26 protein-coding genes are annotated in these 25,060 nt (G+C 64.5%); 9 read left to right on the forward strand and 17 right to left on the reverse strand.

Annotated features, from left to right (window positions below; all coding sequences use genetic code 11):
* Positions 1-740: GTP-binding protein (locus H2040_RS11215; protein ID WP_287157468.1), on the reverse strand; the 740-nt coding region annotated here is incomplete at its 3' end.
* A 173-nt stretch (positions 741-913) separates the two neighbouring features.
* Between H2040_RS11215 and H2040_RS11220 the strand changes: the two genes are divergently transcribed.
* Together H2040_RS11220 and H2040_RS11225 are read left to right on the forward strand one after the other, a co-directional pair.
* Entirely contained in the window at positions 914-2,767 is a 1,854-nt protein-coding gene (locus H2040_RS11220; RefSeq protein WP_287157469.1) for a M10 family metallopeptidase, read from the forward strand.
* 92 nt (positions 2,768-2,859) lie between these two features.
* A complete protein-coding gene (locus H2040_RS11225; protein ID WP_287157470.1) occupies positions 2,860-3,468 on the forward strand; it encodes a DUF1134 domain-containing protein in 609 nt (202 codons plus the stop codon).
* Here H2040_RS11225 and H2040_RS11230 read toward each other — a convergent pair.
* Complete coding sequence (locus H2040_RS11230) at positions 3,465-4,268, reverse strand: ion transporter (protein ID WP_022699113.1); 804 nt, start codon at positions 4,266-4,268, stop codon at positions 3,465-3,467. The two genes, H2040_RS11225 and H2040_RS11230, sit on opposite strands and share 4 nt — an antisense overlap.
* Before the next feature lie 61 nt (positions 4,269-4,329).
* Between H2040_RS11230 and H2040_RS11235 the strand changes: the two genes are divergently transcribed.
* Positions 4,330-5,319 (forward strand): alpha/beta fold hydrolase, encoded by a 990-nt coding sequence (locus H2040_RS11235; RefSeq protein WP_287157471.1) that lies wholly within the window; start codon positions 4,330-4,332, stop codon positions 5,317-5,319.
* A gap of 61 nt (positions 5,320-5,380) precedes the next feature.
* Here H2040_RS11235 and H2040_RS11240 read toward each other — a convergent pair whose 3' ends face one another.
* From H2040_RS11240 to H2040_RS11280, 9 genes are all read right to left on the reverse strand, one after another.
* Positions 5,381-5,935, reverse strand: a complete 555-nt coding sequence (locus H2040_RS11240; protein WP_022699111.1) for a hypothetical protein — start codon at positions 5,933-5,935, stop codon at positions 5,381-5,383.
* Between the two features lie 96 nt (positions 5,936-6,031).
* Positions 6,032-6,484, reverse strand: coding sequence for a hypothetical protein (locus H2040_RS11245; protein ID WP_287157472.1), 453 nt, complete (start codon positions 6,482-6,484; stop codon positions 6,032-6,034).
* A 106-nt stretch (positions 6,485-6,590) separates the two neighbouring features.
* Positions 6,591-6,974, reverse strand: coding sequence for a hypothetical protein (locus H2040_RS11250; RefSeq protein ID WP_287157473.1), 384 nt, complete (start codon positions 6,972-6,974; stop codon positions 6,591-6,593).
* Positions 6,975-6,989: 15 nt separating this feature from the next.
* The gene (gene odhB, locus H2040_RS11255) at positions 6,990-8,594 is read right to left on the reverse strand and encodes a 2-oxoglutarate dehydrogenase complex dihydrolipoyllysine-residue succinyltransferase (RefSeq protein WP_287157474.1); all 1,605 of its coding nucleotides are present in this window, start codon (positions 8,592-8,594) and stop codon (positions 6,990-6,992) included.
* A 31-nt stretch (positions 8,595-8,625) separates the two neighbouring features.
* Complete coding sequence (locus tag H2040_RS11260) at positions 8,626-11,589, reverse strand: 2-oxoglutarate dehydrogenase E1 component (protein ID WP_287157475.1); 2,964 nt, start codon at positions 11,587-11,589, stop codon at positions 8,626-8,628.
* 59 nt (positions 11,590-11,648) lie between these two features.
* Positions 11,649-12,542 (reverse strand): succinate--CoA ligase subunit alpha, encoded by an 894-nt coding sequence (sucD, locus tag H2040_RS11265; RefSeq protein ID WP_022699107.1) that lies wholly within the window; start codon positions 12,540-12,542, stop codon positions 11,649-11,651.
* Positions 12,542-13,741, reverse strand: coding sequence for an ADP-forming succinate--CoA ligase subunit beta (gene sucC / locus H2040_RS11270; protein WP_287157476.1), 1,200 nt, complete (start codon positions 13,739-13,741; stop codon positions 12,542-12,544). Before sucC ends, sucD begins: the two co-directional genes overlap by 1 nt.
* An 82-nt stretch (positions 13,742-13,823) precedes the next feature.
* On the reverse strand, positions 13,824-15,068 hold the full coding sequence (locus tag H2040_RS11275) for an MFS transporter (RefSeq protein WP_287157477.1): 1,245 nt from the start codon (positions 15,066-15,068) through the stop codon (positions 13,824-13,826).
* Between the two features lie 103 nt (positions 15,069-15,171).
* Positions 15,172-15,570 carry a DUF2306 domain-containing protein gene (locus tag H2040_RS11280; protein ID WP_287157478.1) on the reverse strand — a complete coding sequence of 133 codons (399 nt, stop codon included), beginning with the start codon at positions 15,568-15,570 and terminating at the stop codon, positions 15,172-15,174.
* Positions 15,571-15,730: 160 nt separating this feature from the next.
* Here H2040_RS11280 and H2040_RS11285 point away from each other — a divergent pair, with 160 nt between their 5' ends.
* The gene (locus tag H2040_RS11285; protein ID WP_287157480.1) at positions 15,731-16,480 is read left to right on the forward strand and encodes a LytTR family DNA-binding domain-containing protein; all 750 of its coding nucleotides are present in this window, start codon (positions 15,731-15,733) and stop codon (positions 16,478-16,480) included.
* Here H2040_RS11285 and H2040_RS11290 read toward each other — a convergent pair.
* From H2040_RS11290 to H2040_RS11300, 3 genes are read right to left on the reverse strand one after another with little or no spacing between them, the layout of a single operon-like run.
* Positions 16,477-16,824 (reverse strand): phage holin family protein, encoded by a 348-nt coding sequence (locus H2040_RS11290; RefSeq protein WP_022699101.1) that lies wholly within the window; start codon positions 16,822-16,824, stop codon positions 16,477-16,479. The two genes, H2040_RS11285 and H2040_RS11290, sit on opposite strands and share 4 nt — an antisense overlap.
* Before the next feature lie 36 nt (positions 16,825-16,860).
* Entirely contained in the window at positions 16,861-17,418 is a 558-nt protein-coding gene (locus H2040_RS11295; RefSeq protein ID WP_287157481.1) for a GNAT family N-acetyltransferase, read from the reverse strand.
* 36 nt (positions 17,419-17,454) lie between these two features.
* On the reverse strand, positions 17,455-18,021 hold the full coding sequence (locus H2040_RS11300) for a peroxiredoxin family protein (RefSeq protein ID WP_287157482.1): 567 nt from the start codon (positions 18,019-18,021) through the stop codon (positions 17,455-17,457).
* Between the two features lie 170 nt (positions 18,022-18,191).
* Here H2040_RS11300 and H2040_RS11305 point away from each other — a divergent pair, with 170 nt between their 5' ends.
* Complete coding sequence (locus tag H2040_RS11305) at positions 18,192-19,220, forward strand: L,D-transpeptidase family protein (protein WP_287157483.1); 1,029 nt, start codon at positions 18,192-18,194, stop codon at positions 19,218-19,220.
* A gap of 39 nt (positions 19,221-19,259) precedes the next feature.
* Entirely contained in the window at positions 19,260-19,652 is a 393-nt protein-coding gene (locus H2040_RS11310) for a GFA family protein (RefSeq protein WP_287157484.1), read from the forward strand.
* 82 nt (positions 19,653-19,734) lie between these two features.
* Here H2040_RS11310 and mdh read toward each other — a convergent pair whose 3' ends face one another.
* A complete protein-coding gene (gene mdh, locus H2040_RS11315) occupies positions 19,735-20,697 on the reverse strand; it encodes a malate dehydrogenase (protein ID WP_022699096.1) in 963 nt (320 codons plus the stop codon).
* A gap of 135 nt (positions 20,698-20,832) precedes the next feature.
* Positions 20,833-21,384: a putative pterin-binding protein gene (locus H2040_RS11320; RefSeq protein ID WP_022699095.1), complete on the reverse strand. Its 552-nt coding sequence runs from the start codon at positions 21,382-21,384 to the stop codon at positions 20,833-20,835.
* A gap of 168 nt (positions 21,385-21,552) precedes the next feature.
* Here H2040_RS11320 and H2040_RS11325 point away from each other — a divergent pair, with 168 nt between their 5' ends.
* Together H2040_RS11325 and H2040_RS11330 are read left to right on the forward strand one after the other, a co-directional pair.
* The gene (locus H2040_RS11325; RefSeq protein ID WP_287157485.1) at positions 21,553-21,849 is read left to right on the forward strand and encodes a hypothetical protein; all 297 of its coding nucleotides are present in this window, start codon (positions 21,553-21,555) and stop codon (positions 21,847-21,849) included.
* A 100-nt stretch (positions 21,850-21,949) separates the two neighbouring features.
* Positions 21,950-22,267 (forward strand): hypothetical protein, encoded by a 318-nt coding sequence (locus H2040_RS11330; RefSeq protein WP_287157486.1) that lies wholly within the window; start codon positions 21,950-21,952, stop codon positions 22,265-22,267.
* On the opposite strand, the gene H2040_RS11335 is transcribed toward H2040_RS11330, so the two are convergent.
* Positions 22,264-23,418: a hypothetical protein gene (locus tag H2040_RS11335; protein WP_287157487.1), complete on the reverse strand. Its 1,155-nt coding sequence runs from the start codon at positions 23,416-23,418 to the stop codon at positions 22,264-22,266. The two genes, H2040_RS11330 and H2040_RS11335, sit on opposite strands and share 4 nt — an antisense overlap.
* Before the next feature lie 200 nt (positions 23,419-23,618).
* Between H2040_RS11335 and H2040_RS11340 the strand changes: the two genes are divergently transcribed.
* A complete protein-coding gene (locus tag H2040_RS11340) occupies positions 23,619-24,872 on the forward strand; it encodes an MFS transporter (protein WP_287157488.1) in 1,254 nt (417 codons plus the stop codon).
* Positions 24,873-25,060: the final 188 nt, after the last annotated feature.

Raw genomic sequence — 25,060 nt, forward strand, 5'->3', positions numbered from 1 at the left:
GGCTTGAAGACGCCGACATCGTCCACGTTATAGACCCCGCCCGTGCCCATCATGCGCACGCGCATGCCCTTCTTGAGCGTGCCCTCGATCACCCGGACCAGACAGATGACGCCGAGATAGGCGTCGTACCAGCTATCGACCAGCATGGCCTTGAGCGGGGCTTCGGGATCGCCGGATTTGGGCGGGGGCAGGCGCTTGACCACCGCCTCCAGCACGTCCTCGATCCCCATGCCGGTCTTGGCGGAGATCGGCACGGCCTCCGAGGCGTCGATTCCGATCACGTCCTCGATCTGTTCCTTGACGCGGTCGGGGTCGGCGGCGGGCAGGTCGATCTTGTTGAGGACCGGGACGATTTCCAAGTCCACGTCGATGGCCTGATAGACATTGGCCAGCGTCTGCGCCTCGACGCCCTGGCTGGCGTCGACGACCAGCAGCGCGCCCTCGCAGGCATAGAGGGAGCGGTTGACCTCATAGGCGAAGTCGACATGGCCGGGCGTGTCGATGAGGTTGAGGACATAATGCTCGCCGTCCTGCGCGGTATAGTCGAGGCGGACCGTCTGGGCCTTGATGGTGATGCCGCGCTCGCGCTCCAGCTCCATATTGTCGAGCACCTGCTCCTTCATCTCGCGGTCGGTCAGGCCGCCGGTCACCTGGATCAGGCGATCGGCCAGCGTCGACTTGCCGTGGTCGATATGGGCCACGATGGAGAAGTTGCGGATCTTTTCGGGGGCGGTGCTCATGGCGTGCGCATATAGCGATCCAGCGGCCAAGAGCAAAGCGGTGTCGCCAGCAATCGCCGTTCGTCGCAGGCCGGCGACCGTTCGCCGATTTAATGGATTGTCCACATGAGGGCGCCGCGGCGATGGCGTAAACTGCCCGGGCCGCCCGCCGCCTGAGCCTGCAAGGAGCGCCTATGGCCCTGTTGAAGACTGTGCCCCTGACCGGAGACCCGCTGATCGACGGGCTGGTGTTCGACGATGCCGTGTGGGGCGAGGCGGTGATCACATACCAGTTTCCGACCCAGCCGGGCTATTACGGCCAGTCGGGCGAATATGGCGACACCAGCGACCCCCATGACGAGCCCTATACGGGCTTCATCCCGTTCGACGCCGACAAGCAGGCAATGACGGAATACGTGCTGCAGCTGGTCTCGGAGCTGGTTCCGCTGGACTTCGTGGAAGTTCCGGACGGGCCGGGCCAGCAGGGCACGCTGCGCTTTGGCCAGACCAGCGCGATCAATGACGCCGGATTTACCGCCTGGGCCTATACGCCGGGGGCGAGCGAGGCGTCCGGCGATGTCTGGGTGTCGCAGAGGGCGCTGTTCGAGGCTCCGTTCGCCGCCTCGGTCGGCGGGGCGGGGCTGCGCGTGCTGATGCACGAGATCGGGCACGCGCTGGGCCTCAGCCACCCGCATGACGAGAGCGGGACGGGCAGCGTGATCCCGCTATCCCATGACGGGCTGGACTACACGGTGATGTCCTACAAGGCCTATGCGGGGCAGAGTTTCAATCCGAACACCAATCGGGGCAACGGCAATCCGCCGGAGGGCGGGCAGCCGCAATCCTTCATGCTGCTGGACATCCAGGCGCTGCAGCACCTCTATGGCGCGAATTTCGAGTCCCATGCCGGGGACACGACCTATGTCTTCTCGCCCGAGACCGGGGAGATGTTCATTAAAGGCGAGGGACAGGGCGTTCCGGTTACCAACACGATCCTGCGCACGATCTGGGACGGGAACGGCGTCGATACCTATGACCTGTCGGCCTATACGGGCCGGGTGCTGGTGGATCTGGCGCCGGGAGCGTGGTCGGTCTTTGACCCGGACCAGCTGGCGGTCATGGACCAGACCGGGCACCGGGCGTTCGCCAATGTCGCCAACGCCTATCTCTATCAGGGCGACGAACGCTCCCTGATCGAGAACGTGATCGGCGGGGCGGGCAATGACCGGATCGACGGCAATCAGGGCGATAACGGGCTGGACGGCGGGGACGGGCGCGACAGGCTGGCCGGGCTGGATGGCGATGACACGCTGACCGGCGGCGCGGGGCGCGATTATCTGCGCGGGGGGTCGGATAATGACGCGCTTTTCGGCGGGGATGATTCCGACCGCCTGTTCGGCGACCGCGGGGCGGACATGCTGTCAGGGGGACCGGGCGGAGACCGCCTCGCCGGCGGATCGGGCGGCGACGCCCTCTATGGCGATGACGGCGACGATGAAGTGCTGGGCGGGGGCAGCAATGACGCGCTGTTCGGCGGGGCGGGCGCCGATTTTATCCGCGGCCAGCTGGGCCATGACCGGATGTATGGCGAAGCGGGCGATGACAATATGCGCGGGGAACAGGGGCGGGACGCCCTGTTCGGCGGCGCCGGGGCGGACCGGCTGGTCGGCGATGAAGACGAGGATCTGCTGGACGGCGGCAGCGGCGCGGATCGCTTGATCGGCGGCGAGGGCGCGGACCGGTTTGTCCTGTCGGCCGCCGCCGATAGCGGGCAGGGCGCGGATCTGCGCGACGTGTTCGCCGATTTCAACGCGGCCGAAGGCGATATGATCGATCTTTCGGGCATTGATGCGGATGCGGGCGCGGCGGGCGATCAGGCGTTTTCCATTGTCGCCGACTTTTCCGGCGCAGCGGGGCAATTGCGCGTGGACGTCAGCGCCTCGGGCAATTCGGCGATGCTGCGCGGCGATGTCGACGGCGACGGCGCGGCCGATTTCGAGGTGCTGGTGCGGGGCGCGCCGCCTTCGGCGGCGGACTTCATCCTGTAGATGGAACGAAACGCCTGCTTCTCGCCTTAATTGCGGGGTCTTACTCTGGCGCGAATCTGCGTCTGTTCCGCAAACCAAGGGAGACCCGCCCCATGCGCTCCGCCATTACCGCCGCCGCCATGCTTTCCGCCCTGTTCATGGCGGCCTGCGCCTCAAGCCCGCCGCCCGCCAATCCACAGCCGCTGGCGACCGACGGTGTCTATTCCGAGGAAGTCGACACGTTCGACCAGGCCGAAACCGCCGAGGCGGTGGCCGATTTCTTCGGCGTGACCAGCGAGGCCGCGGCCACGACCGTGGAGCGCATCTTTGCCGATCAGGGCCGCCCGGTCGGCTATATCGCCGGGCAGGAGGCCTCCGGCGCCATTGGCGTGGGCCTGCGCTATGGCCAGGGCTATCTGACGCTGAAAACCGGCGGCGCGCAGGAAGTCTACTGGCAGGGGCCGTCCCTGGGCTTTGACCTCGGCGGCGACGCCAGCCGTGTCTTCATCCTTGTCTATAATCTGCCGCCGGACCCGAACTATATCTATCGCCGCTATCCGGGCGTTGAGGGCTCGGCCTATCTGGTTGGCGGGATGAGCGTGAAATACATGTCCGCCGACGGCGTGACGCTGGCCCCGATCCGCTCCGGCGCCGGGCTGCGTCTGGGCGCCAATGTCGGCTATCTGGTGATTTCGCCCGAAAAGCGCATCAATCCGTTCTAGGGCGCGGCTGACGCTTCGTCCTCATCCTCGTCATGGTCAGGGTCCGGTGAATCCGGCGGCGGACGCGAGAATTCGCGGTCGAACGTGGTGGCGAGTATGCCGGCCGGCAGGGCGACCAGCCCGACGCCGGTGACCGCCGCCATGCCCGCGGCCACGCGTCCGAACAGGGTGACGGGATAGACGTCGCCATAGCCCACCGTGGTCAGGGTCGCGACCGCCCACCAGAGGGCGCGCGGAATGGAGCCAAAGGCTTCCGGCTGGATTTTCGATTCCGCGAAATAAAGGATGCAGGCGGAAATGAAGATCGCCCCGAAGGCGATCATCGCCGCCGCGCCCAGCTGCGGCGCGGCGTCCGCCAGCGCGCGGCCGATGCGGCGGAAGACCGGGAAGAAGCTGGCCAGCCGCAGCAGACGCAACAGGCGCAGCGCGCGCAGGAACATCAGCTGTTCGGCCAGATTCGGGAAGAACAGGATGACGGAAAGTTCCGGCCCGAAGGCCAGGAAATCGGCGATGACGTGCGGCCGGGCGACATAGTCGATATGCCCCTTCACGCCGCGCCATCGCTCATCCACGCCCGCCGCCCAGAGCCGCAGCGCGAACTCCCCTGCGAAAACCAGCAGGATCAGGAAATTGACGCTGAGCAGCAGTCCGCGAAAGCCGTCACGCAGGCTGGTTTCGGTCTCCAGCGCCAGCATGACGAGGCTGGCGAAGATCAGGATCACGATCAGCCAGTTGAACCAGCTCATCTCCCCTTCTTCGGGGTCGATGATTTCCCAGAGACGCGCGCGAAAACTATCCATGACGCCTAGTGAACTAGGCCGCGATCGGACGCGTCAAATCGAAAGATTCACCGATTTGCGATTGAACGCGCCGCGGCGGGCGGTCAATCTGGCCGGCATGACCTTTCCCGAACCCAGACCGATCGAGACCAATGGCGTCACCCTGCAGGTGCATGAGGCGGGGCCGGAGGACGGATTCCCCGTCTTGCTGCTGCATGGCTGGCCGGAGCTGGCCTATAGCTGGAAGAAGGTGATGCCGGCGCTGGCGGCGGCCGGATTCCGCGCGATTGCGCCGAACATGCGCGGGTTTGGCGGCTCCGACGCGCCGCGGGACGTGGAAGCCTATGGCATGGAAACGCTGGTCGCGGACATGACCGGGCTTCTGGATGCGCTGGATCTGGATCAGGCGGCGTGGTGCGGGCATGACTGGGGCGGGCTGATCGTCTGGCCCGCCGCGCTGCTGGCGCCGGAGCGGGTGGCGGGCGTGCTCGGCGTGAATACGCCGCAAATCCCGCCGACCGAGATCGACCAGGTGGAACTGCTGCGGCAGGTCTATGGCGACGATCACTATATCGTCCGCTTTCAGGAGCCTGGCGTGGAGGCGCGCTTCAAGGGGCAGGAGGACCGCTTCTTCGAATTCGTGTTCGGCGCCCCGCCCAAACAGTCCATCGACGGCCTGCCCCCGGCGGAAGTGACCCATTTGTTCAACCGGTTCCGGGAGTTCACTGGCCGGGTCGAGGACGACATCGTGATCGGGCCGGAGGACCGGCACGTCTATGCCGAGGCTTACCGCAAGTCCGGCTTTGGCGGCGGCATCAATTATTACCGCAACATGAGCGCCAACTGGCGGCTGATGCGCGGCTATAATCACGACATCAAGGAAACGCCCTGCCTGATGGTGGCCGCCGACCGCGACTGGTTCCTGCCGCCCCTGCTGACCGAGGGCATGGACGAGCGGATCGAGGATCTGGAACTGCATGTGCTGGAGGGCGTCGGCCACTGGACGATGTGGGAAGCGCCGGACCGCCTGAACGCCCTGATGACCGACTGGCTGGGCCGCAAGTTCGGTTGAGCAGAGAAAAAGCCCGGTCCGCTTGGCGAACCGGGCTTTCTTCAGGCGATTGTAATCCCGGTTACTTCAGAACGCCGTTCGCCTTCATGGCGCGGGCGTAGAAGAACAGGAAGATGGCGACGGCCCAGATCAGCACGGTGAAGATCCACTGGCCGGTATTCATCGCCATCGGCGAAATGCCGATCGTGTAGATGGCCGTGACGATGATGCCGAGGATGGACAGGCCAAACAGCTGGACCGCCCAGCCCATACGAAGCAGCAGGGCCAGCGAGCCCAGCAGCGCCGCCCAGACGGCCACGCCCCAGGAGATAATGGTCCAGGCCGGGAAGCTGTAGAAATAATCCAGCTGTTCCTGGGTGAACTGGCTCATATAGGAATCCAGCCGCATCTGGGTGGCGGTGAAATCGAACGCCCCGATGGCGTTCCAGAGCAGCGTGACGATGCCGATCACCCAGAGATGCCAGGGCGTTTTCACGCCTCCGGCGTCCGGTTCGGCGGGCGCGGCCTGCGGCGCGGGCTGTTCCGGCGCGGGTTTGGGCGCGGAAGCCGTGGCGTCAGAGCTTTGAGCCTCCGGCGCGTTGCCGCCGCCGGCATTGTTACCATCAGTATTGGACATGTTGTTTCCTCCCCAATCGTGTCCGATTGGAGGAGATTATAAACATGACGGCCCGGTTACGGGATTACTTTTTGGAAAATCTTGAGTCTGAATTTCTCAGCGAGTGATCGGCAGGGGATCAGCTTCACGTTCCGCATACTCGATAATCAGATCATAAAGCTGATCAGCATTGTTCCCGCCAGAAATAGGCATGGTGCCAGAGTTTGAAACTTCGAAATAAAACCCTTCAATCATCTCGCCCTCTGTGCTCAGGCTACTGACCGGTATCATGTAAGCAACTACCGTGTGACTATCTAGTAGAAACCTAATAGTTGTCTGGTAGCCGGGGTTTGGAAGAGTAACTCGGGAAATAGGGCTGCCAGAGAATTGCCTCGACATCGCGGACGCCAAAATCTGGTCAGCAGTTTGCTCATCAACTGGGAACATGATTCCGGCACCAGTTTCAGACAAATTCGCCATAGATTGTGTTGACGAACAGGCTGATAATAAGAGTGCGCTTCCGATGGCTGCACACAGTACGCTGACAACAACGCGATGTGGATAGATCATGCTGGTCCTCCCCTGTGACGAGAATAAGCGCTTATAAGACAGTGACAAATAGTTTGTCTTTTAGATCTATATTCTAACTGAGTCGCTGCAGAATTTTTCCTTAATTTCAAATAATCGCGTAGAGCACGAACAGGCCCGCGGCGGCGGAGAGCGGCGCCAGGAGGCGGATTGTCCGGAGTGACAGGCGCTTCGCCCAGAACAGGGCGTAGCCGTGATGCCAGCGGCGCGGGATCATCAGGATGATGGCCGAGGTGGCGACCACAAAGGCGCCGAAAACCTCGAACCCCAGCGGGAAACGCGAAACGGGGGCGGCCAGGTAGAAGGAAACGCCCGCCAGCATGCGCAGGGCGTGTTCGGCGATATTGATGAAATCGGTGGAGCCGGCGGCGGCGAGATAGTCCCGCGCCCGCTCGGGCCGGAACGCCATCAGGCCGGCGACCGCGACAAGCCAGACGCCGCAGAGCGCGACGATGGCTTGCCACAGGATCATCAAGTGCGTGAGCCCCTAGAGGTCCAGCAGGAGGCGTTCGGGATCTTCCAGCTGTTCCTTGACCCGGACCAGGAAGGTCACCGCTTCCTTGCCGTCGACGATGCGGTGATCATAGCTGAGCGCCAGATACATCATCGGGCGGATTTCCACCTTGCCGTCCATGGCGACCGGGCGCTGGTCGATGCGGTGCATGCCCAGAATGCCCGATTGCGGCGGGTTGAGGATGGGCGTGGAGAGCAGCGAGCCATAGACCCCGCCATTGGACAGGGTGAAGGTGCCGCCCTGAAGCTCGTCCAGCTTCAGCTCGTTATCCCGGGCGCGGGCGCCCAGATCATTGATAGTCTTCTCGATCTCCGCCATCGACTTGGAGTCGCAATCGCGCACAACCGGAACCACCAGGCCCGTGGGCGTGCCGACGGCGACGCCGAGGTCGTAATAGTTCTTGTAGATGATGTCGTCGCCGTCGATCTCGGCGTTGACGGCCGGGATCTCCTTCAGGGCGTGGACGCAGGCCTTGATGAAGACGCTCATGAAGCCCAGCCGCACGCCGTGCTTCTTCTCGAACAGGTCCTTGTACTGGCTGCGCATGTTCATCACCGCGCTCATGTCCACGTCGTTGAACGTGGTCAGCATGGCGGCGTTGTCCTGCGCGGCCTTCAGGCGCTTGGCGATGGTGCGGCGCAGGCGCGTCATGGGAACGCGCTCCTCGCGGTCCTTCAGGTCGCGCGGGGCGGGCTTGGCTTTCGCCTTTTCGGCCTTTTCCTCGCTGCGTTGCGCATCGGCGGATTCGATGGCGGCCATGGCGTCCGACTTGGTGATGCGGCCGCCCTTGCCCGTGCCCTCGATCTTGGACGGGTCCAGGCCGTGTTCGGAGATGACGCGCTGGGCGGCGGGCATGGCCTTGCCGCTGTCCTTTTTCTCCTCGGGCTTTTTCTCGGCTTTCTTGTCCTTCTTGGCGGACTTGTCGTCCTTGCCCTTTTTGGCCTTCTTGGCGCCGCCGGACGCGCCCTTGCGGATCTTGGCGATGACCGAGCCGACCTCGACCGCATCGCCGGACGAAACGACCTGTTCCTCGATCACCCCGTCGACGGGCGAGGGAACCTCGACGGCGGCCTTGTCGGTCTCGACCTCGACCAGCGGGTCGTCGACCTTCACGGAGTCGCCGACGCCGACCAGCCAGTCGCCGATCTCGCCTTCCGCAACGGATTCGCCCATTTGGGGAATCTCGACCTCGACGATCTCGCCGTCGCCGTCGCCGTCGTCATCGCCGGACGCATCGTCTTCGGCGTCGTCATCGCCGCTGTCGTCTTCATCCTCGTCAGCGGAATCATCTTCCGCCGGGGCGGCGTCCTCGTCCGCGTCGTAATCGTCGGCGGAGGCTTCGCCGCCATCCTCGATCTCGCCGAGCAGGGCGCCGACCTCGACGGTCTCGCCTTCCTCGACAGCGATGCTGCTGAGCACGCCGTCAGCCTGAGCATAGACCTCGACGGCGACCTTGTCGGTCTCCAGCTCGACGAGAGCCTCATCCTTCTTGACCGCGTCGCCTTTGGATTTCAGCCATTTGCCGACCGTGGCCTCAGTGACGGATTCGCCGAGCTGGGGGACTTCAATCTTGCTCATTGTTCTCTCATCAAACCTTTCGCGCGCTGCCTTACAGCGTCAAAGCCTCTTCGAGGAAGGCTTCCAGTTCTTTCTGGTGTTTGGACATCAGGCCGGTGGCCGTGGAGGCGGAAGCGGGGCGGCCGACATAGCGCGGACGCATCGTGGCCGCGCCGATCTTGCGCAGCACCCATTCGATGTTCGGCTCCATGAAGGTCCAGCCGCCCATATTCTTGGGTTCTTCCTGGCACCAGATCACGTCGGCCTCGGGGAAGCGTTTCAGCTCCACCATCAGGGACTTGGCCGGGAAGGGATAGAATTGCTCGACGCGCAGCAGGTAGATGTCGTCGATGCCCTGCTTCTCGCGGGCTTCCAGCAGGTCGTAATAGACCTTGCCCGAGCAGATGACGACGCGCTTGATGTCGCCGTCGGGCTTCAGCTTGATCTCTGTGTGGCCGGCCTCGGTCTCCGCATCGTCCCACAGGACGCGGTGGAAGGAAGAACCGGACGCCAGCTCTTCCAGCCGCGAAGTCGCGCGCTTGTGGCGCAGCAGCGACTTGGGCGTCATCAGGATCAGCGGCTTGCGGAAATTGCGGTGAATCTGGCGCCGCAGGATGTGGAAATAGTTCGCCGGCGTGGAGCAATTGGCGACCTGCCAGTTGTCCTCGGCGCACATCTGCAAAAAGCGCTCCAGCCGGGCGGAGGAGTGCTCCGGGCCCTGGCCCTCATAGCCGTGCGGCAGCAGGCAGATCAAACCCGACATGCGCAGCCATTTGCGCTCGCCGGATGACAGGAACTGGTCGAAATAGACCTGCGCGCCGTTGCAGAAATCGCCGAACTGCGCCTCCCACGCCACCAGCGTGTTCGGGGCGGCGAGCGAATAGCCGTATTCGAAGCCCAGCACCGCCTCTTCGGACAGCATGGAGTCGATGACTTCGTATTTCGCCTGACTGTCGGAGAGATTGTTGAGCGGGGTGTAGACCTCTTCGGTCTCCTGATCGATGACGTGCGAGTGACGCTGGGAGAAGGTGCCGCGCGCCGAATCCTGCCCCGACAGGCGCACAGGGAAGCCCTCGTCCAGAAGCGAGGCGTAGGCCAGATGCTCGGCGGTGGCCCAGTCCAGCCCCTCGCCGGCCTCAATGGCTTTGGCGCGGTTGCCGATCACCCGTTTCAGGGTTTTGTGAATATTGATTCCGTCCGGAATCGTGGTGATCTTCTCGCCCAGCGCTTTCAGGCGGTCCAGATCCACGGCGGTGTCGCCGCGGCGCTCGTCGCCCTCGGGCAGGCCCAGTCCCGACCAGCGGCCGTCCAGCCAGTCCGCCTGATTGGTGCGGTAGTCCTTGCCGGCTTCGAACTCGTCATCCAGGAATTTGTCGAATTCCTCGGTCCAGCCATCGGCCTCTGCCTCGTCCACCAGACCGTCGTCGATCAGGCTGCGGGCATAGGTCTCGCGCACCGTCTTGTGCTCGGAGATGATGTCGTACATGTGCGGCTGGGTGAAGGTCGGGTCGTCGCCTTCGTTATGGCCGAAGCGGCGGTAGCAGAACATGTCCACCACCACGTCCTTGGCGAAACGCTGGCGGTATTCGGTGGCGACCTTGGCCGCGAACACGACCGCTTCCGGATCGTCGCCGTTCACATGGAAAATCGGCGCCTCGACCATCTTCGCGACGTCCGTCGGGTAGGGCGAGGAGCGGGAGAAGCGCGGGGAGGTCGTGAAGCCGATCTGGTTGTTCACGACGAAATGGATGGTGCCGCCCGTGCGGTGGCCGGACAGGCCCGACATGCCGAAACATTCCGCAACCACGCCCTGACCGGCAAAGGCCGCGTCGCCGTGCAGCAGCAACGGCAGGACATTGGTGCGCGGCGCGGACGGATCCTCGATCTGGTCCTGCGCCTGCTTGGCGCGCGCCTTGCCGATCACCACCGGGTTCACCGCCTCAAGATGGGAGGGGTTGGCGGTTAGCGACAGATGCACCGTATTGCCGTCAAATTCCCGGTCCGAGGACGAGCCGAGATGGTATTTCACGTCGCCGGAGCCGTAATCGTCGGCGCCGAAGGTCGAACCGCCCTGAAACTCGTGGAAAATCTTGTGATAGGGCTTGCCCATCACCGCGCCCAGCACGTTCAGGCGGCCGCGGTGCGGCATGCCGATGACGATCTCGTCAATGCCCAGCGCGCCGCCGCGCTTGATCACCTGTTCCAGCGCCGGGACGATCGATTCGCCGCCATCGATGCCGAACCGCTTGGTGCCGGGATAGCGGCGGTGCAGGAATCGCTCGAAACTCTCGGTCTCGATCAGTTTTTTAAGGATCGCCTCACGGCCCATGTCCGTGAAGCTGATTTCCTTGTCGGGCCCTTCAATGCGCTCCTGAAGCCATGATTTTTCCTCCGGATTGGAGATGTGCATGAACTCCACGGCGAACGTGCCGCAATAGGTGCGCTTCAGGATGTCGACGATTTCCGCGATGGTCGCCGTTTCCAGCCCCAGCACGTCGTCGATGAAGATGTCCCGGTCCATGTCCTGCGGGCCGAAGCCGTAGGTTTCCGGGTCCAGCTCCGGCTGCGGGCCGAAATCCTCGATGCCCAGCGGGTCCAGATCGGCGGCCAGGTGGCCGCGGATCCGGTAGGCGCGGATCATCATCAGGGCGCGGATGGAATCCTGCGTCGCCTTGCGGATATCCTCCGCCGAAATGCCGGCCGGGCTGCGCTCGGCGATCTTTTGCTCGAGCCGGGTCTTCGCCTCGCCCCAGTCGCCGTCGAACAGGGCGACCATTTCGCCATTGGATTTCGGCGGCCAGTCCTGGCGTTTCCAGTAGGGGCCTTCGGCGGCGCCGCCGGGTTCGCCTTCCGGCTCCCCCAGAGAGGCGAAATAATCCCGCCAGCTGGGATCGACGCTGGCGGGATTGTCTGCGTATTTGGCGTAAAGCCGCTCGATATAGGCGGCGTTGGCGCCGTCCAGGAACCCGGTCTCTAGCAGCGCTTCGTTCAGCGCCTGGCGACCCTTATCGGCCATTGGAATCTAGACCCTTTGCGGTCGTGAATGAGGTTTCACTTTTCCCATATAGGGCGGTTTCAGCCTTTCAAAACCTCAGCCATGGTTGTGCCGAGGCGCGCGGGCGAATCCGCCACCGTGATTCCGGCGGATTGCATGGCCTCGATCTTGGAGTCCGCGTCGCCCTTGCCGCCGGAAACAATGGCGCCGGCATGGCCCATCGTGCGGCCCTTCGGGGCGGTGCGCCCGGCGATGAAGCCGACGGTCGGCTTCTTCACCTTGCTGGATTTCAGGAATTCCGCGGCCTCTTCCTCAGCCGTGCCGCCGATCTCGCCGATCATGATGATCGACTCGGTCTCGTCATCGGCCAGGAATTTCTCCAGCACGTCGATAAACTCGGTGCCTTTCACCGGATCGCCGCCAATGCCGACGCAGGAGGACTGGCCCAGCCCCACATTCGTGGTCTGGTGCACGGCCTCATAGGTCAGCGTGCCGGAGCGGGAGACAACGCCCACCGAGCCGCGCTTGTGGATGTGACCCGGCATGATGCCGATCTTGCACTCGTCCGGCGTGATGACGCCCGGGCAGTTCGGGCCGACCAGACGGGACTTGGAGTTCTGCAGGCGGGCGTGAACCTTGACCATGTCCAGCACGGGAATCCCTTCCGTGATGGTGATGATCAGCGGAATTTCCGCATCGATCGCCTCGATAATCGCGGCGGCCGCGAATTTCGGCGGGACATAGATGACCGAGGCGTCGGCCCCGACCTTGTCACGCGCTTCGGCGACGGAGTCGAAGACCGGCAGCTTGGCGCCGTCGAGGGAGGATTCCCACGTCTCGCCGCCTTTGCCCGGCGTCACGCCGGCGGTCATCTTGGTGCCGTAGGCAATGGCCTGTTCGGTGTGGAAGGTGCCGGTGGAGCCGGTAAGGCCCTGGCAGATCACCTTGGTGTTCTTGTCGACCATGATGGACATTAGGACGCCTCCTGAACCGCTTTGACGATTTTCTGGGCGGCGTCGTCCAGATCATTGGCCGAAATCACGTTCAGGCCGCTTTCGTCGATGATTTTCTTACCTTTTTCCACGTTCGTGCCCTCAAGGCGCACGACCAGCGGAACCTTCAGCCCGACATCCTTGACCGCGGCGATCACGCCTTCGGCGATGACGTCGCATTTCATGATGCCGCCGAAGATATTGACCAGAATGCCTTCGACATTCGGGTCGGCGGTGATGATCTTGAAGGCCGCCGTGACCTTTTCCTTGTTGGCGCCGCCGCCAACGTCCAGGAAGTTGGCCGGCTCCGCGCCATAGAGCTTGATGATGTCCATGGTCGCCATGGCCAGCCCGGCGCCGTTCACCATGCAGCCGATATTTCCGTCCAGCGCGACATAGGCCAGATCGTGCTTGGAGGCCTCGATCTCTTTTTCGTCCTCTTCGGACTTGTCGCGCAGCTCGGCGATGTCGGGATGGCGGAACAGGGCGTTGCCGTCGAAGCTGACCTTGGCGTCCAGCACGCGCAGCGCGCCGTTTTCCATGACGATCAGCGGGTTGATCTCCAGAAGGCTCATGTCCTTCTCGGTGAACGCCTTATAGAGGACCGGCGCCAGTTTCAGCATGTCGCCGCGCGCCTCGCCGTCCAGCTTCAGCGCGTCGGCCAGCTTCCCGGCGTCGTCCTTGGTCACGCCGGCATCCGGATCGATGGGCAGGGTCAGGATCTTGTCCGGGGTTTCCTCGGCCACCTGCTCGATATCCATGCCGCCCTCGGTGGAGACGACAAAGGCGACCTTGGAGGTCGACCGGTCGATCAGCATGGACAGATACAGTTCGCGGGAGATGTCCGCGCCATCCTCGATATAGAGGCGGTTGACCTGTTTTCCGTCATCGCCGGTCTGGGCGGTGACCAGCGTGTTGCCGAGCATTTCGCCGGCGTGCTTTTCCACTTCGTCGATGGAGAAGGCCAGGCGAACGCCGCCTTTCGCGTCGGCGGGCAGTTCCTTGAACTTGCCCTTGCCGCGGCCGCCGGCGTGGATCTGGGATTTCACCACATAGAGCGGGCCGGGAAGCTTCTTGGCGGCGCCGACGGCTTCGTCGACGGTGTAGGCGGGAAAGCCCTCGGCCACGGGCGCGCCGAAGCTGCGCAGCAGGGCCTTGGCTTGATGTTCGTGAATATTCATTCGCAAAAACAGGTCGCTATGGAAGGGAGAATTTCGATTCCGGTTATAAACCCTTGAGCCTTTGTGGCAACAAGGCGATTCGTCATGCCTGCTCCGCCGTTTCGGCGGCGGGGTGCGCCTCGCTGATCGCGGGGCTGCCCGAACCCGGCGCAAAGGCGAACTCTTCCTTGTCCTCGCGGTCGACCGCCGGGATGATCCGGGTCCGCAGCAGCATGGTCACCGCCAGCAGGGCGCCGCCGGCTGTGGCCAGAACGAACAGGCCGCGCGCGCCGAAGGCCTGCATCGCCCCGCCATAGAACGAGGGGCCGACAATCGCGCCGATGCCGTAGACGATCAGCAGGCCGGCAATCGCCTTGGAGATGTTCTTTGCCTCGATATGGTCGGTGGCGTGCGCCACGGCGACGCCATAGAAGCTGAGCGAGCCCGCGCCCCAGGCGCCGAGCGCGGCAAAGGCCAGCCAGAACGGGGCGGCCGTGCCGAAAGCGGCCAGAACGCCGACGCCCAGCGCGCTGATCGCGGCCAGCGCGGCGATGACCAGGCGGCGGTCGATAATGTCGGAGATCCGCCCCGCCGGCCACTGGATCACGATGCCGCCGATCCAGGCCGCGGCCTGCAGAACGGCGGCGGTGGTCACGGCCTCCCCGGGCAGTTCGGCGGCATAGATTGGCAGCAGGGCGATCAGGCCGGCGTTCAGCACCCCGGCGGCGAAACAGGCGATGACCGCGCCGGGCGCCAGCCGCCACAGCCGGGTCAGCGGGAAGGGTTCGGGTGTGGGCGGGGCCGGTTCGATCTGCCGCGTCCAGCACAGCGGGATCATGGCGATGGCGACAATTCCGGCCGTCAGCATGAACGGCCCGGCCGATAATGGCGCAACGCCAAGGATCAGGAACGGCCCGCCCAGCAGCGCCACTTTCGTGACCACGTGATAAACGCCAAGGACCGATCCGCGGCTGTGCGCGGGCGTGGCCACCGACATCCAGCTCTCGGCCACGGTGAACAGGCCGACGAAGCAAAAACCCAGTAGGGCGCGCAGCACCGCCCAGCTCCACGCGTCGATGCGCCAGTAGAGCGCCAGCGTGATGGCCGCCGCGGCGGCGGCGAACGCGGCATAGGCGCGGATCGCGCCCATACGGGCCATCATGGAGGGGGCATAGATGCCGCCGGCCAGGAAGCCGACAGCATAGGCGGTGGCGGTGAGGCCGATCGCGGTTTCGCTGGCCCCGGCATTGTCGAGACTGAGCGGCAACAGCACGCCCATCACGCCCGCCGCCAGTTGCAGCAGCGTCATCGCCAGGATCAGCGAAGTCAGGTCACGGACGTGGCGCATTACGCCTCACGCGCAAGGGGGCCTATGGAACGGGCGCCCTTCTAACGGGATTTGCGCGCCGGATCAGCCTCTGGTGTCAGGAAATTTGCGATTTATCCAGTCCTCATCCGCCGAAAACGACCTGATGCAATAACCGCCCCGGCATGAAGGCGAACAGGCCGGGAACCGTCAACGCGCCGAATACCAGTCCGAACATGGCGTTGCGGTGGGCTTTCACGTCCTTCTTGAAGCGGATCGCACGCAAGCCGCCGAAAATACCGAAGGCCGTCAAGGGCACGAAAACGTGGATGAAGCTGAACGCGCCGTCATTGATTTGCCGGATGAAGATGGCGGTGACCGCGACCGTTGCCATCATCACGATGAAAGCCCGGCCAAACGTGCGGTGAGAGAAAGTGCCCTTGGGCGCGGCCAGCATCCAGGCGGCGCTGCCCAGCGCGGCGAAGGCGGCGAGGGCGTGGATCTGTATCACCAGCGGCGCGGCGAGGAAGAGGTCGAGATTCATGACAGAAGTTTCCGTTTTCATGCGCGGCGGGGCCACGGACGGATCAGCCATGACGGGGCGCCGGAGCGCACGCCAGGCGAAGTTCGCGAACCCGGTCGCGTGTTTCGCCAAGCGCGTCTAAGCTCCGTTCGCGAAGCGTGAACGGAAACGGGGGCACGGCGTGCTGGGAACGCGCAGGCAATGGCTGACACGGATCCTGATCGTGCTGGCGGCCGGAGGGTTGCTGACGGTGCTGGCGCCCTACGAGACCGGGCAGATTCCTGTGATCGGGCGGGCGCTCTACTGGTGCGGACTGATCGCGGTCGGGCTGGCCAGCGGAGAGACGATCGCCTGGGGCGTGGTGAAGGCTCTGCCGGAGGGGACGCATCCCGCCGTGCACTGGCTGCTGATCTCGCTGGCGGTTTCTGTCCCCGTCACCGCGACGGTCATCGGAGTGCAGCTTCTGAGCGGCGGCGCCGTGCGCTGGATGGACGTGCCGCTGTTTTATTTCCTGGTCTGGGTAATCTCGGCGGCGATGACGGCGCTGGGCGTGCTGATGAACCGCAAGGCGGCGGCGGAAGAGGCTGCGCGGGCCGCCCCGCCCCGGGCGTCCGGCGCGCGATTCATGCAGCGGCTGAAACCGAAGCTGCGGACCGGGACGCTGTGGGCCGTGGCGTCCGAGGATCATTATCTGCGTGTGAAGACGGATCTGGGGGAGGAGCTGGTCCTGATGCGCCTGTCCGATGCGATGGCCGAGCTGGAAGGCGTTTCCGGCTTGCAGACACACCGGTCCTGGTGGGTGGCGGAGGCCGGGGTGGACGCGGTGACGAAACAGGCCGGCGGGCGCGCGGCGGTGCGTCTGAAGGACGGGGCCGAGGCCCCGGTCAGCCGCGCAAACCTTCCGAAATTACGCGATGCCGGCTGGCTCTAGTCCGCTTTCGCCCGCGTTTCCTTTCCGCCGCCCAGAACGGCGTTGATGATGCTGACCAGCAGGGCCAGGAAAAAGGCCGCCCAGAAGCCGGAAATCGCGAAACCCGGCACCACGGCGGCGGCCAGCCAGATCATCAGCGCGTTCAGCACCAGCAGGAACAGGCCCAGCGTCACAATGGTGATCGGCAGGGTCAGCAGGAACAGGACCGGTTTCACCACCGCATTGACCAGGCCGAGGATGATGGCGGTGATTGCAACCGCCAGCAGGTTCTCGGCGTGAACGCCCGGAATGACATAGGCCCCGACGGCCAGCGCCAGTGTGGAAATCAGCCAGCTGAGGATCATGGTCGCGCGCCTTTCCGGTCTTCGTTCCGTCTGCCCCTAAGTGATGAACCGCTTGCGGTTCTCCGCCCATTCTGCGCGCGTCTGGGCCCAGATGTGAACCGGGAAATCCTCTAGCGGCGCAGGCAGCGTGCAGGGGCCGCGATGGGACGAGCCCAGACGTTCGGCCAGTACGATGGAGGGCGTGTTGTCCGGGTCGATGACATGGATGACCTCGTCCCAGCCCAGCGTATCGAACGCCCAGTCGATGGCGGCGGCCGACCCTTCGGTGGCGTAGCCCCTGCCGTGCGCGGCGCGGGACAGGCCCCAGCCGATTTCCGTTCCCGGCCAGCCGTCCGGCATCCAGGGGCCGAGGCGGCCGACCCAGTTCCCGGTCTCTTTCTCGATGACGGAGAACATGCCGAACCCCTTCAGCAGCCAGGAGCCGGCCATGGTGGCGAAGCCGCGCCAGGCCGCGCCGCGCGCCTGCGCGCCGCCGATGAAGCGCGCGGCCTCCTCGTCAGCCATGAAATCGGCCCAGGCGTCGAAATCGTTCTCCTGCGGCGGGCGCAGGATCAGGCGCGGGGTCTCGATGCGGATCGCGGAAATGTCGGTCACGGGGCGGCCCTTCCAGTGAAAAGCGGGCCGCGGTGATTATCCCAGCGCGTCGATCTCGTCCAGAATGGCCTCGATTGCGGGGCGGTCCTTGTAGCTTTCCTCATAGAGCTTCGCCTGAATCTCGCCGTCCGGGCTGACCACGAAGACGACCGGGTGCGGCACGCCGTAGACCTTCGGATTGTCGGCATAATTTTCATTGCGCAGACCGAAGGCGTCGATGGCCGCCGAGTCGGGGTCCGACAGCAGCGCGATGTCGATATCGCGGCGCTCGGCGAACAGGGCGAGGGTTTCCACCGGATCATAGGTGACGACCGCGATTTCATAGCCGCGGGCGCGGATATCGCTGGCCGATTCATTGATCGTGATCGTCTGGTTCTGGCAGTAGGGGCACCAGTCCAGCGAACGGTTGAACAGAAGAACCAGCCCGTTCTCGCCGGACAGTCCCTCAAGATCGCGGACCGCGCCGCTCTGGTCTTCCAGATCCAGGGCGTGCGGCAGTTGCGCGCCGATTTCCGGGCCGAGGTCTTCGGGGAAATCCTGCGCCGAGGCGGTCGCGGCGGTCAGGAACAGCATGGCGATAACAGCGGAAATAATTCTGATCATGGCGGAGAGTCTCCCTTGGCGTCCGTTCCATAGCGGGTAGCCCATGCGCCCCGGCGGGGCGAGAGGGGCTGACGCGCTTGTGATGGCCGCGTCATGTGCAGTGAGCGCGGAGCCATTGGGCCGCTTGCGAGTTGATTTGGCCGAGAGTTCACAACCGCAAGGCCTTTTCCATGACCCGATCCATCCTGCTCGCCGCCACCACGCTGACCCTCGCCGCCGCGCCCGCCCTGTCCGCGCAAACCGGCGAGGGCGGCGCAACGTCGGCCGTGACCGAGACGGCGCTGGCCATGGAGACGGTGAACACGGCGGCGTTCGGCGGCGAAGCGGCCGACGAGGCCGACATATCTCCCGTCGTGCTGAAGGCGCAGGTTCTGATGGACCGGGCGCATATGTCGCCGGGCGTGATCGACGGACGCCACGGCGAGAATACCAGCAAGGCGGTGGAGCGTTTCCAGAAAGCCAAAGGGCTGGAGGCCACCGGAAAGCTGGACGCGGCGACCTGGGCGGCGCTGACCGGAGGCGGGCAGGATGATGTTCTGCGGGAGTATACGCTGTCCGAAGAAGAGGTCGCCGGACCGTTTCACGAGGTGCCGGAGGACGATTACCGCGCCATGGCCGAAATGGACGCCCTGACCTATGAGCGCGTCAGCGAGGCGCTGGCCGAACGGTTCCACATGGACGAGGACCTGCTTCTGGAACTGAACCCCGAAGCGGAGTTCGCGGCGGGCGAGACCATTGTCGTCGCCGACGCCGGAGCCAATCTGGAAACCGGCAAGGTGGCGCGGATCGAGGCCGACAAGGCCATGGGCGCGGTGCGCGCCTATGATTCCAGCGGGACGCTTCTGGCGGCATATCCGGCCACGATCGGATCAAGCGATACGCCGTCGCCGTCCGGAGAGATGAAGGTCACGGCCATCGCCCCCGCCCCGACCTACACTTATAATCCGGAGGTCAATTTCGACGCCGGGCCTGACGAAATCCTGATCCTGCCCGCCGGACCGAACGGCCCCGTCGGCGGCACCTGGATCGATCTCGAGAAGGACACTTACGGCATCCACGGCACGGCGGATCCGGCCAAGGTGGACAAGGAGTTCTCCCATGGCTGCGTGCGCCTGACCAACTGGGACGCCGCGGAGCTGGCCGGTCTGGTCGTGGATGGCGAGACCATGGTGACATTTGTGGATTCGCCGGAAGGCTAGACATGCTTCGCCGCTCATCGACCTGAAGGGAGATGAAACATGGAGCGATACACCGGCGGCTGCCTGTGCGGCGATGTGCGGTTCGTGGCGACAGGGCGGCCCTACCGCGTCGGGCTTTGCCACTGTCTTGATTGCCGCAAGCTTCACGGGGCGCTGTTTCACGCCTCCGCGATATTCCACCGGGACGCGGTGACCATCGAGGGCGAGACGGGCGAGTACAAGGGGCGGCGCTTCTGCCCGCGCTGCGGGTCGACCGTGTTTGGCCGCAGCGATGACGAGGTGGAAGTAAATCTTGGATCGCTGGACGCGCCGGACCAGCTGACGCCCACCTATGAGCTGTGGACCGTGCGCCGGGAATCCTGGCTGCCGCCGTTTCCGCTCAAGAACCGCTATGACCGCGACCGGGAAGGCGGCGGGCGTACAGAGGACTAGTCACAGACCGCGCCAGCGATCCGGACAAGAAAAAAGCCCGGCCGTGAGGGCCGGGCTTTTCAATGTCTTGCGCCTGAAAGGCTTACGCCAGGCTGGTGTCGATCTTCTTGCAGGCCTCGACCAGTTCTTTCACCGCGTCGACGGAATGGTTGAAGCCGGCTTTTTCCTCGTCATTGAGATTGATCTCGACGATCTTCTCCACGCCGCCTTCGCCGATGATGATCGGCACGCCGACATAGAGGTCGTTCAGCCCGTACTGGCCGGTCAGATTGGCCGCGCAGGGCATGACGGACTTCTTGTCCTTCAGATAGGCCTCGGCCATGGCGATGGCGGAGCTGGCCGGGGCGTAATAGGCCGAGCCATTGCCTAGAAGCTGGACGATCTCGCCGCCGCCCTTGCGGGTGCGGTCGACGATTGCATCGAGCTTGTCCTGCGTGGTCCAGCCCATCTCGATCAGGTCCGGCACCGGGATGCCGGCGACCGTGGAATAGCGCGGCAGCGGCACCATGGTGTCGCCGTGGCCGCCCATCACGAAGGCGGTGACGTCCTCGACCGAAACCTCGAACTCCTCGGCCAGGAAATGGCGGAAGCGGGCGGAATCCAGCATGCCGGCCATGCCGACGACTTTCTCCGCCGGCAGGCCGGAGAATTCGCGCAGCGCCCAGACCATGGCGTCCAGTGGGTTGGTGATGCAGATCACGAAGGCGTTCGGGGCGTGCTTCTTGATGCCCTCGCCGACCGACTTCATCACCTTCAGATTGATTTCCAGAAGGTCGTCGCGGCTCATGCCCGGCTTGCGGGGGGAGCCGGCGGTGACGATGCAGACATCGGCGCCCGCAATGGCTTCATAATCCTGCGCGCCCTTCAGGCGGGAATCGAAACCCTCTACGGGCGCGGATTCGGCCAGGTCCAGCGCCTTGCCCTGCGGCATGCCTTCGGCGATGTCGAACAGGACGACGTCGCCCAGTTCCTTCAGTCCGGCGAGGTGCGCCAGGGTGCCGCCGATCATGCCGGCGCCGATCATTGCAAGCTTCTTGCGGGCCATCTTTCATGTCTCCTTGTATGCGTCGATTAGAGCGCGGCGCGCGTCATGGGGCGCGGCGGCGCGCGGGAATAATCCTGAACCGTTGCGGCGTGGAATAGCGGAGGCCGCGCGAAGCATCAACGCGGCGGGATGCGCTTATTCGTCGCCCGCCTCCATCCACACCACGCCCCAGACCCACAGAGAGTCGTCCATGCCGCGCAGGGCCTGCGCCTCGGCGCGCGGAAAGACCACCTGCGCCGGGCCGAAACCGCCCAGCTTCAGCGGCGCGCCGTCGCGGTGCGTGGCCAGGATCACGTCATATTCGTCGATCAGGGCGCGGGGGATGTCCGCGCCATAGCCGTCCAGCGCCACGGCGGTGACGATTTCGCCGCGCGCCCCGGCGGCCTCCAGCACCGCGGACAGGCGCGGCCCGGTAAAACTATGCTCCGGCCCGCCGGCCGGATAATCGGCCGCGACCGTTGTTTGCGGCAGGGCGGCGAGATCGGCGGCGGTAAATTCAAAAACCCGTTCGGACTCCGCGCCCAGCCAGTTCAGGAACAGGTCCTCGCGCGGGCTGACCGCGCCGCGATTGGTCTCGGCCAGTTGGCCGGTCAGGGTGAGAACCACGGGCGATTTGCCGTCGCCGCCGGGCGAGCAGGCGGCCAGCGCGGCGGCGAGGAGCGGAAGCAGAAAAATGATGCGTTTCATGGTCCCGAGTCGATGGCCGAGCCATGCGCCCCCGTCAAGCGGAATGAGGAGGCGCAAGGCCCGTCATATGAGGAAATTCGGGCGCGGCGGTGGTCAGGCCGGGTCAGATATGCACGTCTGGGGTCTTCGCGAAGCTTGAAGACGATACACGTTCAAAAGGAATTCCTCATGAAACTCACCGATGCCCAGGCGGACAAGGTCAAGGACGCAATCGGTCTGGAGCCGTTCCCCGAAGACGCGCCGGTGGCTGCGCAGCTGAAAGAACATTTCGGCGACCACACCTTCTTCGTGGCCGAGGCTGGCCTGTTTGTCTTTGAAAAGGACGACAACGCCGAAGACGCCGGCGACGATCCGGCGCGCGCCATCCAGATCGCCCAGTGGACCGAAAAAGACGGCCAGCAGGCGCTGGCGGTTGTCGAGCCGCAGGCGACCACGACGACGGTGGACCTCGCCGAAGCCGCTTGAGGCTTCCGGCGTCCGCCGTCCTGACATGAACTTGAAGCTTTAGCGGCGTTTTGGCGCCGTTATAGTCCTGCTTCCGCGCATGAAACGGGACGAGGACTCCATGAAGCTCAGCAAGATTCAGGTCAGGCGGATCCAGATGGCGACGGGCCTCACTCCCATTACGGAGGGGGACCCGTTCCATCAGGCGCTGACGCGCCAGTTCGGCGAGGAAACATTCTATATCGCCAAGCGCGGCCTGCTGGTTTTTGAACCGGCGGACGACATGCGCGAAGCGTGCGAGGACCCGGTCCGGGCCTGGCGTCTGGCCGAGTTCAGCGAGAAAGACGGCGAAAGCGTGCTGGACACGATCGAGCGCGAACGCACTACAATGGTGATTGACCTCGCCAATCCCGCCGGAGATCAGCGCAGCATCAACTAGCCCGTGGCCGCCCGTGGCTGTGCGGGGTCCTCGACCGGCTGTATGCTGCGCGGCGTTGCGTATTTGAAGCGCGTCAGCAGCGTTTCGAACTCCGCCAGCAATTCCATCAGATCGGATCCCGGCATCATCGGCTTCTTGCCGGCCGGGAACATGAAGCTCCACACCGAAATAATGTGGTCCAGAACGCCCATGCGCTCGCCGAGCGCCAGGAAGATGCGGGGCGAATCCAGAAGGAAATCGCGGAAGGCCGAGGCGTCGCCGCCCTCGGTCAGCTGGGACAAGGCATTGTCATAGGCCGAGAGAAAGGGAGGAATCGCCGCGGTCAGCTCGGCCAGGCGGCGGGAGACATTATCCCGCGTCTCACGGATGGCGCTTTTTTCCTCGGGATCCAGATTTCCGGTCGCATAAACCTGTTGAAGGCCGCGGGCGACATCCGGCGCCTCCTCGACAAGTTTGGAATAGCGCCATTTGAAATAGAGGAAGCCTTTCCAAGCGAACATGCCTTCGGCGTAATTGTTCTCGTCCAGCTTCAGGGCGAGGCGCAGCGGTTCGATCTGGCCGGTTTCGTCATTGAACAGCAGTTTCCGCACCAGCTTGTTCTGCATGTCCGTATCCGCGGCCGCATCGCCAAACAGAGCGACCGCCAGGGCCGAGAGTTCGGAGCGCGCGAAATTGAACATTTCCATCTGGTCGTTTTCGGAAAGGTCCAGAAAGGCCGGATCAATGCGCACCTGGCTGCGCTGGAACACCTCGCGCAGCAGGAACGGATCCAGCGAAGGCGCGCCCTCCAGCAGGCCGAGAATTTCCTCGTCATGGCTGCGGTCTTCGTGGGCGTCGCCCCACAGTTCGCGCCGCACTTCGGCGTAATTATCCTGTCCCAGCAGGAAGTAGCGTCCGCCCAGACGCAGATCCTCCGCGTTCAGCGGCAGGATGATTTTGGTGGCGTGGCGGCGTCCATCGGCAAAACTGCGGTCATTGGCGGCGACGCAATGCTTGGTCACGATGGCGCGGCGCAAGAGGCGGTTGCGGAAGATTGGCGGGCCTTCGGGCGCGCCTTCCGGCCGCATGTAAAAGCGCAGCAGGTTCAAAAGGCGGGCTGTCGAGCCCTTTTCCTTCAGTATGACGAGCGTGCGGGAGTCTGAGTCAGACATCCTTGGTTCTTCTCAATTACACCTGTTCTTGCAAGAAACCCTATTCGCGAGACAATTAAGGATGCGTTTCCGCCACGGCTATTTGCTGTGGCGGGCTGCGAATACAACCTGATTGCAAGACCAAACTCTGGACCGCGCCGGCGGGCGGGGATATGGCTTGAGTCCCTCCCCGTCCGCCTCCGTCCAAGGACATATCGACCGTGACCACCGAAGACGCCGACGACGGCCAGACGTCGTCTCACGCCGGGTTCGCGGCGTTCCGGCACGGACCGTATATGCGCTACTGGCTGGCGCGGGCGCTGGCGGTGTTCGCCGCGCAGATCCAGATCGTGGCGGTCGGCTGGCAGGTCTATGACATCACGCGCAACCCGCTGGACCTGGGCCTGATCGGCCTGTCGCAGTTCTTGCCCGCCCTGTTGCTGGTGCTGGTCACGGGCGCGGTGGCGGACCGGTTCTCCCGCCGGGGCATCATGGCGGTGTGTCTGACCGCGGAAGGGATCTTTGCCAGCGGGCTTCTGGCCTTCACCATCTGGGGCGGCGGGCACATCTGGATGGTGTTCGCGCTGCTGGCGTCATTCGGCGTGGCGCGGGCGTTTTTCGGGCCGGCGACGCAGGCCTTGCTGCCCAATATTGTGCCGCCGAAACTGCTATCCAACGCCATTGCGCTCAATTCCTCCGCCTGGCAGCTGGCCACGATCGTGGGGCCGGTGGCGGGCGGTCTGCTGTACGGAATTTCGCCGCTGGCCGCCTATGGCTCGGCGGTGGGATTATTGCTGATCGCCGCGGTCCTGACCCTGACCATCCCCAAACCGGACCAGCATAGCGAGGCCGAACCCCCCGGCTGGGAAACGCTGGTGGCGGGCTTCCGCTATATCTGGCGGGAGAAAGTGGTGTTCGGGGCGATCAGTCTGGATCTGTTCGCGGTGCTGCTGGGCGGGGCGACGGCGCTGCTGCCGGTTTATGCGCGCGATATTCTGGAGGTGGGGCCGGCGGGGCTGGGCTTCCTGCGCGCCGGGCCGGGCATCGGGGCGATTGCGGTGGCGATCTGGCTGGCCACCCACTCCATCCGCGACCATGCGGGATTGTGGATGTTCCTGTTCGTGGCGGTGTTTGGCGGCATGACGGTGGTGTTCGGCGCCTCCACGATCGTCTGGCTGTCCGTTCTGGCGCTGGTGCTGATGGGCGCGGCGGACATGGTCAGCGTCTATATCCGCGAAACCCTGATCCAGCTCTGGACGCCGGACCGGCTGCGGGGGCGGGTGAATGCGGTGAACATGGTCTTCATCGGCGCCTCGAACGAGCTGGGCGAGTTCCGCGCCGGCGTCGTGGCGGCCTGGCTGGGCGCCAAGGTCACGGTGGTCGCCGGCGGCGCGGGCACGATGGCGGTGGCCGCGATCTGGGCGAAGCTGTTTCCGGCGCTGCGCAAGGCGCGGCATCTGGACGGGCGGGCCTGAGAAGGCGGAACGCTTGCGCGCCTTGCGGCGTTTCTCCGCTCCATCACAAGACTGTGGAGCGCGCCATGAAACCCGTCTTTCCTCTCGCCGTATCCGCCCTGTTCTGGCTGGCCGCTTGCGGGCCGGATGCGCCCAATCCCCCGCCGCCGCCTCCCACGCCCGACGATGTGCCAACGCCCGCCGATGAC

The sequence above is a fragment of the Euryhalocaulis sp. genome, assembly GCF_013911995.1.
In the GTDB taxonomy this organism is placed as follows: Bacteria; Pseudomonadota; Alphaproteobacteria; order Caulobacterales; family Maricaulaceae; genus Euryhalocaulis; species Euryhalocaulis caribicus.

Bases quoted from the DNA above. Each gene is read 5' to 3' on its own strand.
- H2040_RS11220 (WP_287157469.1), top strand. From the start codon at position 914: ATGGCCCTGTTGAAGACTGTGCCCCTGACCGGAGACCCGCTGATCGAC.
- H2040_RS11225 (WP_287157470.1), top strand. From the start codon at position 2,860: ATGCGCTCCGCCATTACCGCCGCCGCCATGCTTTCCGCCCTGTTCATG.
- H2040_RS11230 (WP_022699113.1), bottom strand. From the start codon at position 4,268: ATGGATAGTTTTCGCGCGCGTCTCTGGGAAATCATCGACCCCGAAGAA.
- H2040_RS11240 (WP_022699111.1), bottom strand. From the start codon at position 5,935: ATGTCCAATACTGATGGTAACAATGCCGGCGGCGGCAACGCGCCGGAG.
- H2040_RS11245 (WP_287157472.1), bottom strand. From the start codon at position 6,484: ATGATCTATCCACATCGCGTTGTTGTCAGCGTACTGTGTGCAGCCATC.
- H2040_RS11250 (WP_287157473.1), bottom strand. From the start codon at position 6,974: ATGATCCTGTGGCAAGCCATCGTCGCGCTCTGCGGCGTCTGGCTTGTC.
- odhB (WP_287157474.1), bottom strand. From the start codon at position 8,594: ATGAGCAAGATTGAAGTCCCCCAGCTCGGCGAATCCGTCACTGAGGCC.
- H2040_RS11260 (WP_287157475.1), bottom strand. From the start codon at position 11,589: ATGGCCGATAAGGGTCGCCAGGCGCTGAACGAAGCGCTGCTAGAGACC.
- sucD (WP_022699107.1), bottom strand. From the start codon at position 12,542: ATGTCCATCATGGTCGACAAGAACACCAAGGTGATCTGCCAGGGCCTT.
- sucC (WP_287157476.1), bottom strand. From the start codon at position 13,741: ATGAATATTCACGAACATCAAGCCAAGGCCCTGCTGCGCAGCTTCGGC.
- H2040_RS11275 (WP_287157477.1), bottom strand. From the start codon at position 15,068: ATGCGCCACGTCCGTGACCTGACTTCGCTGATCCTGGCGATGACGCTG.
- H2040_RS11280 (WP_287157478.1), bottom strand. From the start codon at position 15,570: ATGAATCTCGACCTCTTCCTCGCCGCGCCGCTGGTGATACAGATCCAC.
- H2040_RS11290 (WP_022699101.1), bottom strand. From the start codon at position 16,824: ATGATCCTCAGCTGGCTGATTTCCACACTGGCGCTGGCCGTCGGGGCC.
- H2040_RS11300 (WP_287157482.1), bottom strand. From the start codon at position 18,021: ATGATCAGAATTATTTCCGCTGTTATCGCCATGCTGTTCCTGACCGCC.
- H2040_RS11305 (WP_287157483.1), top strand. From the start codon at position 18,192: ATGACCCGATCCATCCTGCTCGCCGCCACCACGCTGACCCTCGCCGCC.
- H2040_RS11310 (WP_287157484.1), top strand. From the start codon at position 19,260: ATGGAGCGATACACCGGCGGCTGCCTGTGCGGCGATGTGCGGTTCGTG.
- mdh (WP_022699096.1), bottom strand. From the start codon at position 20,697: ATGGCCCGCAAGAAGCTTGCAATGATCGGCGCCGGCATGATCGGCGGC.
- H2040_RS11320 (WP_022699095.1), bottom strand. From the start codon at position 21,384: ATGAAACGCATCATTTTTCTGCTTCCGCTCCTCGCCGCCGCGCTGGCC.
- H2040_RS11325 (WP_287157485.1), top strand. From the start codon at position 21,553: ATGAAACTCACCGATGCCCAGGCGGACAAGGTCAAGGACGCAATCGGT.
- H2040_RS11330 (WP_287157486.1), top strand. From the start codon at position 21,950: ATGAAGCTCAGCAAGATTCAGGTCAGGCGGATCCAGATGGCGACGGGC.
- H2040_RS11335 (WP_287157487.1), bottom strand. From the start codon at position 23,418: ATGTCTGACTCAGACTCCCGCACGCTCGTCATACTGAAGGAAAAGGGC.